Consider the following 11,935-nt stretch of genomic DNA (forward strand, 5'->3'; position numbering starts at 1 on the left):
ATCGAGAAGTTAAACAAAATTGTGGTATTGAACGCTGTCAGGCTCGCACGAGCCGAGCGCAAAGAAATCATATTTTTCTCGCTATTTCTGCGTGGTTTGAACAACATAAACGTCGTATATCTGAAAAAATAACCCTTTATCAACAAAATTGGGACGTAATCAAAAATGCTATTGCTGAGCACATCCGTGTTTTATTAGCGTACCCAAATTAGTTTTGTGCGAAACTCGTGACGTAGCCTTCCACTGATAACTTCTGGCGAGGTATGTAAAGCAAGCTCCTTACGGATAAAATCCTGCGTTTGCGGGGTTTGTTGATTAAATGCATCTCGTGTAGATTTATTGAGACGTCTGGCTTTCGCTAAGGTATCGGCTCTTCTGCAAGAATAAAGTCCATGGAAAGCGGGATCAGTATTACGTTTGAGTTCCCTGCTGACAGTTGAACGAGAAAGCCCCAATTCTCTAGCAATAGTGGCCTGAGTAACACCGTCAATTATTCGTTTTTCGATATAAAAACGCTCATGTAAGTTCAAATGTTTTCCCTTCATACAACAGTATCTCTTATGGGGTCATTACAGTAATTTTATCTATGTATGACCAAGGATTTACTTTGTTGCATTTCGTTTGGGAATTGGCGCTTTAGCTATCTGGGCTAAACGGGTATATACCTCAGAACGAACCTTGTCACGCCGTTGTCAGCAGGAACTGGGGATGTCATTTAGTGAATGGCGTCAGCGATTACGTTTTTTACATGCCATAATGAAATTAGAACAAGGTAATAGTGTCCATCAGGTGGCTTTTGATGTCGGTTATAGTTCCTCCTCGGCTTTTATTACCATGTTTCAGCAGATTTCAGGCACAACACCAGAACGTTTTCGACAAAAAAGTGAGGGTGACTAAACCGGTTGTTAGGATTTATTTCATTAACATGGCAAAATAGCAACTTGTTACCTTATCGAATTGTAAAAACGATGGGTTAATTTTGATAAATATAATTGGGCATTAAATAAGTGAAAATATTGGTTGATGAAAATATGCCTTACGCAACACAATTGTTTCAAACAATGGGTGAAGTCAAGGCTGTTTCTGGGCGTTCAATCTCATCGTCAGAGCTAGCAACAGCGGATGCTTTAATGGTGCGTTCGGTTACTCAAGTCAATGAAGCGTTACTTAAAGAGAGTAAGGTAAAATTTGTTGGTACTGCAACGGCCGGATTTGATCATGTTGATAGGCAATGGTTAGCGCAAGCGGGCATCGCTTTTTCTGCCGCACCGGGTTGTAATGCGACAGCGGTGGTAGAGTATGTTTTTTCCGCTTTATTGGTACTGGCTGAACGTGATTGCTTTGATTTACGAGAAAAAACGGTCGGTATTGTTGGGGTTGGTAATGTTGGCAGTCGTCTTAATGCGTGTTTAAAGGCTTGGGGCGTGAATACGTTACTTTGTGATCCACCTCGTGCAGACGCTGCCGATAATAGTGAGCAATTTTGGCCACTGGAAAAATTAGTTAGTGAGGCGGATATTTTAACTTTTCACACCCCGTTAAATAAATCTGGCCGTTATTCATCTTATCATTTATTAAATGAAGAGTTGCTTGCAGCTATGCCGGCAGAACGTATTTTACTAAATACTAGCCGCGGATCAGTTGTTGATAATCAGGCATTGTTAACAGCCTTAGAAAATGGTAAGAAAATCGACGTTATATTAGATGTTTGGCAACATGAACCCTCTATTTCCCTACCTTTGCTAGCTAAAGCTAGAATTGGCACGCCACATATTGCTGGCTATTCTCTGGAAGGTAAAGCACGCGGCACCAGCCAGATTTTTACCGCATTTAGCCAGTTTTTAGGCCAAGAACAGCAAATTAAACTAGCTGATTTATTACCTAATGCAGGGTTTAATGAAATTACTTTTAGCGGTGAATTAACGCAGGCAAGTTTAAAACGTTTAGTGCATTTAGTTTATGATGTCCGTCGTGATGATGCGCCATTAAGAAAAATTGCCCATCTTGCTGGCCAGTTTGATCATCTGCGTAAATATTATCCAGAACGTCGTGAATGGTCATCTCTTAGAGTGAGTTGTAATGATGTCGATGCCGCGAATGCACTAAAAATGCTAGGTTTCAATACCAAATTAATTTGATTAAATATGCTAATGAAATTGGAGAAAACCAACATGACAGAAGGTTGGAATATTGCACTATTAGGTGCTACTGGTGCGGTCGGAGAGGCCGTATTGAGTTTATTACAAGAACGTCAGTTTCCTGTTGGTGAGTTATTTCTATTAGCCAGTGAAAATAGTGCGGGAGAAAGCATTCGTTTTAATGGCAGGCAATATACTGTTATTGATGCTCAATTATTTGACTGGACACAGGTGCAATTAGCTTTTTTTGTTGCTGGTAAGGAAGCGTCCGCTCGTTATGCAGAGCAAGCAGCGCAAGATGGTTGTATTGTCATTGATAGTAGTGGTTTATTTGCGCTGGAGCCAGATATTCCATTAGTCGTACCGAGTGTTAATCCCCATCTCTTGGCTAATTATCGTAACCGTAATATTATTGCCGTTGCTGATAGCTATGTCAGTCAATTGTTAGTCGCCGTTAAACCACTAATTAATGTTGCCGGTATTCATCGTTTAATTTTAACCAATCTGTTTTCAGTTTCGGTGCATGGCAAAAGTGCAGTGGATGAATTGGCAGGTCAAAGTGCTCGATTATTAAACGGTTTACCCGTTGATAATGAACGTTTTATTAAGCAGCTAGCATTTAATCTATTACCATTACTAAGTGATGATGAAGGCTCTGCACCACAGGAGCGCAGTTTAGTTGATCAAGTGCGTAAAATTTTACAGAATGATGGGTTATCCATTATTGTCAGTTGCTTACAAGCACCGGTTTTTTATGGCAATGCACAAGTGGTTCATGTGGAAACATCACGTCCAATGACCGTACAAGAAGCCTGGCAAGAAATTGCTCAATTTGATGATATTGAGCTAGTTTGCGAAGATGATTTTCCAACTCAAGTAACTGATGCTTCAGGTAGTGATCGATTAAGTATTGGTTGTATGCGTAATGATTATGGTGCACCTGAGATATTACAGTTTTGGTCAGTTGCCGATAATACCCGATTTGGTGGTGCTCGAATGTTAATAGAAACTGCGGAGCGATTAGTGCAGGAGCAATATTATTAATGTTGGAGAAGCAACCCCCTTTGTCGATGGCTAAAATTGCGTTAGGCATTGAGTATGATGGTAGCCATTATTATGGCTGGCAGCGTCAACAACAGGTAAAAAGTATTCAAGCTTGTTTGGAGTTCGCGCTAACAAAAGTTGCCAATGAATCTATCCACGTTTATTGTGCCGGACGAACTGATGCAGGTGTGCATGCGACTGGTCAGGTTATCCATTTTGAAACATCTGTCACACGTAAAGATTCTGCCTGGACGAGGGGGGTTAATAGTTACTTACCATCCGACATTGCAGTACAGTGGTGCAAAATTGTTGAGCCAGATTTTCATGCTCGTTTTTCTGCCACCGCGCGTCGATATCGTTATATTATTTTCAATCATCGACTTAGACCTGCGATATTAGCCGCAGGCGTAACGCATTACCATGCCCCCTTAGATGCGGAAAAAATGCATCTTGCCGCTCAGGCATTGGTTGGGGAGCAGGATTTTACTTCATTTAGGGCTATTCAGTGTCAATCTAAATCACCTTGGCGTAATATAAAGTATGTTCATGTCAACCGTTATGGTGACTATATTGTGGTTGATATTAAAGCTAATGCCTTTGTTCATCATATGGTACGCAATATTGTTGGTAGTTTGCTGGCAGTAGGGTGTGGTGATCAGGATATTAGTTGGGTAGCAGAGCTTTTAGCATTGAAAGATAAAACAAAAGCGGCGGCGACTGCAAAAGCAGAGGGGCTCTATTTAGTTGCTGTCGATTATCCGGCAAAATATAAATTACCTACAACGATCGTAGGACCGCTTTTTTTACCAGAATAATGAATTTAATTTTGCGTTTAATTACACAGCGCTGAAGCTGTCAACTGTTGGATTTTTTATGGAATTTATTACTTTTATTATTGATTTTATTATACACATCGATCTTCATTTAGCTGAGCTGGTTGCTGAATATGGCATTTGGCTATATGCCATTCTATTTTTGATAGTATTTTGTGAAACAGGATTAATTGTTACGCCTTTTTTACCGGGTGACTCCCTATTATTTGTTGCTGGGGCATTAACGGCACTGGAGAGCAATGATCTTAATGTTCATTTAATGGTAGTATTAATAATTATTGCAGCAATTATTGGTGATGCGGTTAATTATACTATTGGTCGTTTATTCGGCGAGCGTCTATTTAGCAATCCTAATTCAAAAATTTTTCGACGGGTTTATTTGGAAAAAACACATCAATTTTATGAAAAACATGGTGGTAAAGCGATTATTTTAGCTAGATTTATACCTATCATTAGAACGTTTGCTCCATTTGTCGCAGGGATGGGAAAAATGTCATATCGGCATTTTGCTTTTTATAATGTGGCCGGGGCTTTAATATGGGTTCTATTATTTACTTACGCGGGTTACTTTTTTGGTGATTTGCCAATTGTTCAGCAGAATTTAAAATTATTAATTGTGGCAATTATTTTAATTTCTATTCTGCCGGGTATTATTGAGATTTGGCGTTATCGTCGAACATCAATAAAAGAAAAACAGGTTGTTAAACCAAAAAAATAGATAGTCATTAGCAGGTTTGATCAGTTTTTTATCCACTATGCTTTGTCATTGTGGTTTAATGATTAACATAATAATGAGACTGATAATGTAATTTCAGACAGAAAGGTCTATTAATGAGCTGGATTGAAAAGATTCTTAATAAAAGCAATATTAGCCAGACCCGTAAAGCGAGTATCCCTGAAGGGGTTTGGACAAAATGTGATAGCTGCGGGCAAGTACTCTATCGCGCTGAATTAGAAAGTAATTTAGCCGTATGTCCAAAATGTGATCACCATATGCGTATTTCGGCCCGTCAACGTCTGGCCTCTTTTCTTGATGAAGGAACCACGGCTGAATTAGGTAGTGAATTAGAGCCGAAAGATATTTTAAAATTTCGTGATTCAAAGAAATATAAAGATCGGATATCAGCAGCACAAAAAGCGACACATGAAAAAGATGCTTTAATTGTGATGAAAGGCACGCTTAAAGGTATGCCGGTCATTGTAGCCGCTTTTGAATTTGCTTTTATGGGCGGCTCAATGGCTTCAGTTGTTGGTGCACGTTTTGTGCGTGCGGTAGAGCAAGCACTGGAAGATAATTGTTCGTTAATTTGTTTTTCTGCCAGTGGCGGTGCTCGCATGCAAGAAGCATTAATGTCCTTGATGCAAATGGCAAAGACCAGTGCGGCACTGGCTAAGATGCAGGAACGAGGGCTTCCCTATATCTCAGTACTTACCGATCCAACTATGGGCGGTGTATCAGCAAGTTTAGCCATGTTAGGCGATATTAATGTTGCCGAACCTAAAGCGTTAATCGGCTTTGCTGGTCCTCGGGTTATTGAGCAAACGGTTCGTGAAAAATTACCACCAGGTTTTCAGCGCAGTGAATTTCTGATTGAAAAAGGTGCGATTGATATGATTGTAAGGCGGCCTGAAATGAGGGACAAATTAGCCGAAATACTGGCGATGCTCACTCATCAAACCGTTCAAGATGCAAGTCAAATTGATGTTATTACCTTAGTTGACGATGATCTGGAGCCACCCTATCGTGAGAAACCCGAAATTGACAACAAATCAGATCAAAAATGAGAAGATATCTGAACCCTTAATGATACCAGGGGTAACCTCTTCTTTAGCTACCTGGTTAACTTATTTAACCCAGCAGCATAGCAAAATTATCGATATGGGGCTTGAGCGGGTTGGTGTCGTCGCTCGACAGCTGGATCTTTTATATCCCGCCCCGAAAGTCGTTACTGTTGCTGGCACTAATGGTAAAGGAACGACTTGCCATACATTGGAATTTATTTTAATTGAAGCAGGATTAAAAGTCGGCGTTTATAGTTCTCCTCACCTGTTGGATTATACTGAGCGCGTTAGGATCCAGGGTAAGATGTTACCTGAAGCTGAATTTTGTCGGGTTTTTGCCGATATTGAATCTAAACGCGGCACAACAACGCTGACCTATTTTGAATATGGCACCTTAGCTGCTTTACAGTTATTTAAACAAGCTAAACTTGATGTGGTTATTTTAGAAGTCGGTTTGGGTGGACGGTTAGATGCAACCAATATCGTCGATGCGGATATTGCTGCCATCACTAGCATTGCATTGGATCACATTGACTGGCTTGGTGGTGATCGTGAGCAGATTGGCTACGAAAAAGCTGGTATTTTTCGCTCAGGGCGCTATGCGGTTGTGGGTGAACCGGATATGCCGCAGTCGATTAATGAAGTGGCTCAAACCTTAGGGGCAAAGCTATTTCGTTGCGGGGTAGATTGGCAATTTGAGCTACAAAATGATCATTGGCATTGGCGATCTCATGATCAAGATTTTAAACAGTTACCTGTGCCAAATGTTCCACTGGCCAATGCTGCAACCGCATTGGCAATTATTGATTGTTTAATCAAACAGGGGGATGCCATTGGTCAGGCGATATCATTGCCCGCTATTCAGCAGGGATTGATTAAGGCGAAATTACCAGGACGTTTTCAAATTATCTGCGAGCAACCTTGTGTAATTTTAGATGTTGCGCACAATCCCCATGCGGCAGCTTATTTAGCCGATAGACTGGCTCGATTACCCAGGCAGAAAAATACTAAAATTCATGCCGTTGTAGCGATGTTAGCCGATAAAGATATAAAAAGTACTTTATCTTATTTGGCTGCGCAGGTTGATAAATGGTATCTCGCTTCGTTAAGTGGGATACGCGGTGCCGATGCAGCGCAATTAGCGCAGTATGTTGAATCGCCATACCAATTTGCGACGGTCAAAGATGCATGGTTGCAGGCTATGGCCGAGGCTTACAAACAGGATATCGTGTTGGTTTGTGGCTCATTTCATACTGTTGCAGAGGTTATGGAACTGCAGACAAAAGAGGAAAGTTTAAGTGGCCAGTAAGTTTCAAAACCGTTTGGTGGGAACGATTGTTATTGTTGCAGTTGGTGTTATTGTATTACCCATATTATTGGATGGTAATAAGAAATATAATGAGACTGAATTTGCAGCGATCCCTTTGGTGCCTAAAGCCAGCGATGAATATGAAATTGAACCTATTGCGCCAATTAATCCGAAGCCACTAGCGACATCTTCAGCGAGCGCTGCAGAAGCCATGATTTCTGAGGCCACTTCTGATTCGAAGGCCAAATCAGCAGATAGTCTGTCCGCTCAGCAACAAGCAAAGCCTAAACCAGCAGTCAAAGTTGAAAAACCCGCGCTAGTGCCAGAACATATCACTAAGTCAAATGAGAAAACTCAAGCACCGCAGGCGCGGGCATATGTTATTCAGTTGGCAGTACTGAAAAATGCTGCAAAAGTGGAAGAGATTATTGCCAAATTACGTTTATCTGGCTACCAGGTTTATACCGAGCCATCATTACCAATTAATGGTCAATTAACTCGAATTTTTGTTGGCCCAAATGCTTCGAGAGATAAATTGCAGTCCAGTTTGTCGGAATTGAAAGATTTAACCGGCTTACAGGGGCAAATACGCGGTTATAAACCGTAAAATGGGTAGCTACTAATAGATAAAACATATTGATACTAAACAGTTATATTAATTATTCCTGCGGCGATCATGATTTATCTTTTCGCCGCAATTTATTGCTACTTTTCAGCAAAATATCTAACGCAAACGTTTTCTTTTTCTGCTAGAATGCGTTTGACCATGCTGAATGTTTAATTTTTTGGATTAAAATTATGGTTTGGATTGATTACGCTATTATTGCCATTATTGGCTTTTCTGCCTTGGTTAGTTTAATTCGTGGTTTTGTACGGGAAGCTTTATCACTTATTACTTGGGGTTGTGCTTTTTTTGTTGCCAGCCAATTTTATCCTTATCTGGCAACTTATCTCACCCGCTTCGATGACACGCTGATTAGAAATGGTATTGCAATTGCAATTTTATTTATCGCTACTTTAATTGTGGGTGCGGTAGTCAATTATGTGATTAGCTCGTTAGTTGAGCGAACAGGATTATCAGGTACTGATCGCGTGTTAGGCGTCTGTTTTGGTGTATTACGCGGTATATTAATTGTGTCGGCAATCCTGTTTTTCCTGGATACTTTTACACCCTTGCCAAAAAGTGAAGATTGGCAACGTTCTGAATTGATACCCCAATTTAGTCATATTATTAGATGGTTTTTTGATTATTTAAAAAATGCGTCAAGTTTTTTACCTGAAAATATCACTCCGTTTGGTTGATGAGGAAAAAGTGGATGTGCGGTATTGTCGGTATTGCTGGTTTTACACCAGTTAACCAATCAATTTATGATGCGCTAACAGTGCTTCAACATCGTGGGCAAGATGCTGCAGGTATTGCAACAATTGATGAAAATAAACAATTTCGCCTACGTAAATCGAATGGTTTAGTAAAAGATGTATTTGCTGCCCGCCATATGCTGCGTTTGCGGGGTAAAATGGGAATTGGCCATGTGCGTTACCCAACCGCGGGTAGCTCCAGCGCTTCCGAAGCGCAACCTTTTTATGTTAATTCTCCTTTTGGTATTACATTGACCCATAATGGTAATTTGACCAATGCACATGAATTAAGAAAAACGTTATTTGAAACGGCCCGTCGTCATGTAAATACTTCTTCAGATTCAGAAATCTTGCTCAATGTGCTTGCCCATGAATTGGATCAATTTGATCATTTTCCGCTGACTGCAGAAAATATTTTTACCGCTATTGCTGCGATGCATAACAAAGTTCGTGGCGCTTATGTTTGTGTTGCAATGATTATTGGCCATGGTTTAGTGGCGTTTCGTGACCCATTTGGTATCCGCCCTCTGGTGCTGGGTAAGCGCACATTGGAAGATGGTCAAAATGAGTACATGGTTGCTTCGGAAAGTGTCGCTTTAGATACCCTTGGTTTTGAGTTCTTGCGTGATGTCGCGCCTGGTGAAGCGATTTATATCACTGAACAGGGAGAACTTTACAGCCGGCAATGTGCAGAAAATCCACAATTAACCCCTTGTCTGTTTGAGTTTGTCTATTTAGCCAGACCAGATTCTTTTATCGATAAAATATCGGTTAATAAAGCTCGGTTGCGGATGGGGCAAAAATTGGGGGCCAAAATTGCCCGTCAATGGCAGGATTTAGAGATTGATGTTGTGATCCCGATTCCTGAAACATCTTGTGATAGCGGACTGGAAATAGCTTATATTTTGGGTAAACCCTATCGCCAAGGTTTTGTTAAAAATCGTTATGTGGGACGCACTTTTATCATGCCAGGACAGCAGGAGAGACGCAAGTCGGTACGTCGTAAACTGAATGTCAATCGAGCCGAATTCCGTGGTAAAAATGTTTTATTAGTTGATGACTCTATTGTGCGCGGAACAACCTCTGAACAAATTGTTGAGTTAGCACGCGAAGCTGGAGCCAAAAAGGTCTATTTTGCTTCGGCATCACCAGAAGTTCGTTTTCCAAATGTTTATGGTATTGATATGCCGTCCGCTAATGAATTGATTGCCCATGGGCGTGAAGTGGATGAAATTCGTCAACTTATTGGTGCGGATGATTTAATTTTTCAGGATCTTACTGATTTGATTGCCGCAGTTAGGGAGGAAAATCCCGATATCACGACTTTCGAGTGTTCGGTTTTTAATGGGATTTATGTTACCAAGGATATTGATCAAGCTTACTTGGATTATCTGGAAAATCTGCGTAAGGACGATCAGTTAAAAGAACATAATGAGATTGAAAATTTGGAAATTTACAACGAAGGCTAACTTGTTGTTATCATTTGAATTAAGTTAGACTTTAACGGATATCGTTAAGCTGACAATACTGAAATCTATTTTATCGTTATTATTGAGCAAAAATGATGCAGAGAATAATTATCGGATTGACAGGCGCTAGTGGTGCAATTTACGGTATTCGTTTACTTGAAGTTTTACGTTCTGTTGCTGAGGTTGAAACACATTTAATTGTCAGTGCAACAGCTAAGCAGACTATAGCGCTGGAGACCTCTCATCGCCTACGCGATGTTCAAGCAATGGCTGATGTTGTCTATGAAGATAGAGACATTGCTGCGGCGATTTCTTCTGGTTCATTTATTACCTCCGGTATGATTATTATGCCGTGTTCAATAAAAGCGTTATCTGGTATTGCCAATAGTTATAACGATACATTAATTACGCGGGCGGCTGATGTGGTTTTAAAAGAGAAGCGTAAATTAATCTTGGGTGTCAGGGAAACTCCTTTGCACCTAGGCCATTTGAGATTAATGATGAATGTCATAGAGATTGGCGCGATAATTTTTCCACCGATGCCGGCCTTTTATCATCATCCAGAAACCGTACAGGACATTGTCGATCAGACTGTCAATCGAATATTAGATCAATATGGTATCACCTTACCACAAACCTTATTTACTCGTTGGCCAGGTATTAAGTAATGGTCTCTTGCGACGTAGTTAACAGTAATGACTCGAGTGCTTCTTTTAATTCAATATAGTGAAATTTAAATCCAGCTTCTTCAAGACGCTTTGGAATCGCTTGTTGCCCACCTAACATTAATGCTGCAGATTCTCCCATAATAGATTTAATAACAAATTCTGGCGTTCTAATCAGTGCCGGACGATTAAGTACTTCGGCCAGTATTGCACTGAACTGATCATTATGCACCGGGTAGGGTGAAGTAATATTAAACGCACCAGATAATGAAGGTGACTCAAGCAGGTAATTAATCGCATTGACGACGTCATCAATATGGATCCAGGGAATATATTGTTTGCCTTTGCCGATTGGCCCGCCTAATCCGGCTTTAAATATCGGTAACAATTTCTTTAGTACACCGACTTCTTTCGCCAGTACCACTCCGGTTCGTAGCAAACAAACGCGTGTTTTATCACTTTCTGCTTCTAATGCCAATGATTCCCATTTTTGGCATAGTTGGTGAGTGAATTCGGCATGTGGCATATCGGATTCAGTGACAACGCTTTGTCCCTGATCACCATAATAGCCAACTGCAGAACCAGAAATAAACGTTTTTGGTGGTTTTTTACTGTCTTTGATCAGTTGGCTTAAGCGTTCTGTCATTTTCCAGCGGCTTTCACACAGAATTATTTTTTGTTCCTTAGTCCATGGTTTATTTGCAATAGGTTCACCGGCAAGATTGACAATGGCATCGAAACCATCAAGATTATTAATCTCATTTAAGCTTGTCAGACAATCAACATGTCGACCAAATAGGCTGTAAACTTTTTGGCATGATCGACTTAATACGGTGATAGTATGGGAATGTATAACCAGTTGTTGAACAAGTCTTGAGCCAATTAAGCCGGTACTGCCAGTAATAAAAATCCGCATTCTCACTCCTTGGTTTTCAATAATGATATAAGTAATTATAGTATTGATATTTAAAGAAACAGCAGATCATTAGACTGTTAGTACAATAAGCGTGTTGCTTAATAGTGAAATAAGGGTGTTTCGGTGATTGAAGTAAATTTTACGCTGTTCTGAGATGGAAATTCCAAAGACCTGCGCTAAGGAGTAAGAAGGTATCATCAATAAAGGGTCTACGATTCCGTAAAATTTGGGTCATGCAACCGAGGCGCTTGATACCCGCGATGGCGTGTTCAACTGTAATACGGATGCCCGAGATTATTTTATTTTCTTGTTTTTGTTCAGGCGATAAAGGTCTTTTTCGAGTTCCTTTTTTTGGGATTTGTGTATTAGGATGCTGTTTATCTATACCTTGAAAACCGGTATCTGCCCAGATGGTTACCT

General features: G+C 40.4%; 12 protein-coding genes and 3 pseudogenes. 12 read left to right on the forward strand and 3 right to left on the reverse strand.

What is annotated here, in order from left to right:
* Positions 1 to 212 (forward strand): annotated as a pseudogene (locus CBG25_RS06855) (hypothetical protein); the annotation flags it as partial.
* 132 nt (positions 213 to 344) lie between these two features.
* Here CBG25_RS06855 and CBG25_RS06860 read toward each other — a convergent pair.
* Positions 345 to 545, reverse strand: a pseudogene (locus tag CBG25_RS06860) (helix-turn-helix domain-containing protein); the annotation flags it as partial.
* An 88-nt stretch (positions 546 to 633) separates the two neighbouring features.
* Between CBG25_RS06860 and CBG25_RS06865 the strand changes: the two are divergent.
* The 11 genes and pseudogenes from CBG25_RS06865 to CBG25_RS06915 all read left to right on the forward strand — a co-directional run.
* A pseudogene (locus tag CBG25_RS06865) lies at positions 634 to 897 on the forward strand (helix-turn-helix domain-containing protein); the annotation flags it as partial.
* A gap of 110 nt (positions 898 to 1,007) precedes the next feature.
* A complete protein-coding gene (gene pdxB, locus CBG25_RS06870; protein ID WP_290605554.1) occupies positions 1,008 to 2,138 on the forward strand; it encodes a 4-phosphoerythronate dehydrogenase PdxB in 1,131 nt (376 codons plus the stop codon).
* 33 nt (positions 2,139 to 2,171) lie between these two features.
* Positions 2,172 to 3,182 (forward strand): aspartate-semialdehyde dehydrogenase, encoded by a 1,011-nt coding sequence (locus CBG25_RS06875; protein WP_290605557.1) that lies wholly within the window; start codon positions 2,172 to 2,174, stop codon positions 3,180 to 3,182.
* Complete coding sequence (truA, locus tag CBG25_RS06880; protein ID WP_290605558.1) at positions 3,182 to 3,997, forward strand: tRNA pseudouridine(38-40) synthase TruA; 816 nt, start codon at positions 3,182 to 3,184, stop codon at positions 3,995 to 3,997. The genes CBG25_RS06875 and truA overlap by 1 nt, the downstream gene beginning before the upstream one ends.
* 58 nt (positions 3,998 to 4,055) lie before the next feature.
* Entirely contained in the window at positions 4,056 to 4,733 is a 678-nt protein-coding gene (locus tag CBG25_RS06885) for a DedA family protein (RefSeq protein WP_290605560.1), read from the forward strand.
* Between the two features lie 113 nt (positions 4,734 to 4,846).
* Positions 4,847 to 5,800 (forward strand): acetyl-CoA carboxylase, carboxyltransferase subunit beta, encoded by a 954-nt coding sequence (accD, locus tag CBG25_RS06890; RefSeq protein ID WP_290605562.1) that lies wholly within the window; start codon positions 4,847 to 4,849, stop codon positions 5,798 to 5,800.
* 19 nt (positions 5,801 to 5,819) lie between these two features.
* Positions 5,820 to 7,106, forward strand: coding sequence for a bifunctional tetrahydrofolate synthase/dihydrofolate synthase (gene folC / locus CBG25_RS06895; RefSeq protein ID WP_290605573.1), 1,287 nt, complete (start codon positions 5,820 to 5,822; stop codon positions 7,104 to 7,106).
* Positions 7,096 to 7,713 carry an SPOR domain-containing protein gene (locus CBG25_RS06900; protein ID WP_290605565.1) on the forward strand — a complete coding sequence of 206 codons (618 nt, stop codon included), beginning with the start codon at positions 7,096 to 7,098 and terminating at the stop codon, positions 7,711 to 7,713. Before folC ends, CBG25_RS06900 begins: the two co-directional genes overlap by 11 nt.
* A 191-nt stretch (positions 7,714 to 7,904) precedes the next feature.
* Complete coding sequence (gene cvpA / locus CBG25_RS06905) at positions 7,905 to 8,408, forward strand: colicin V production protein (protein ID WP_290605567.1); 504 nt, start codon at positions 7,905 to 7,907, stop codon at positions 8,406 to 8,408.
* A gap of 14 nt (positions 8,409 to 8,422) precedes the next feature.
* Positions 8,423 to 9,934 carry an amidophosphoribosyltransferase gene (gene purF, locus CBG25_RS06910; protein WP_290605568.1) on the forward strand — a complete coding sequence of 504 codons (1,512 nt, stop codon included), beginning with the start codon at positions 8,423 to 8,425 and terminating at the stop codon, positions 9,932 to 9,934.
* A 95-nt stretch (positions 9,935 to 10,029) separates the two neighbouring features.
* Entirely contained in the window at positions 10,030 to 10,602 is a 573-nt protein-coding gene (locus CBG25_RS06915; protein ID WP_290605575.1) for a UbiX family flavin prenyltransferase, read from the forward strand.
* Here the strand turns inward: CBG25_RS06915 and CBG25_RS06920 are convergent.
* Positions 10,595 to 11,515 (reverse strand): TIGR01777 family oxidoreductase, encoded by a 921-nt coding sequence (locus CBG25_RS06920; protein ID WP_290605570.1) that lies wholly within the window; start codon positions 11,513 to 11,515, stop codon positions 10,595 to 10,597. The two genes, CBG25_RS06915 and CBG25_RS06920, sit on opposite strands and share 8 nt — an antisense overlap.
* Before the next feature lie 139 nt (positions 11,516 to 11,654).
* A partial coding sequence (locus CBG25_RS06925) for a transposase family protein (protein ID WP_290603775.1) occupies positions 11,655 to 11,935 on the reverse strand: 281 nt, incomplete at its 5' end.

The organism is Arsenophonus sp. ENCA, assembly GCF_002287155.1.
Taxonomy (GTDB): domain Bacteria; phylum Pseudomonadota; class Gammaproteobacteria; order Enterobacterales; family Enterobacteriaceae; genus Arsenophonus; species Arsenophonus nilaparvatae.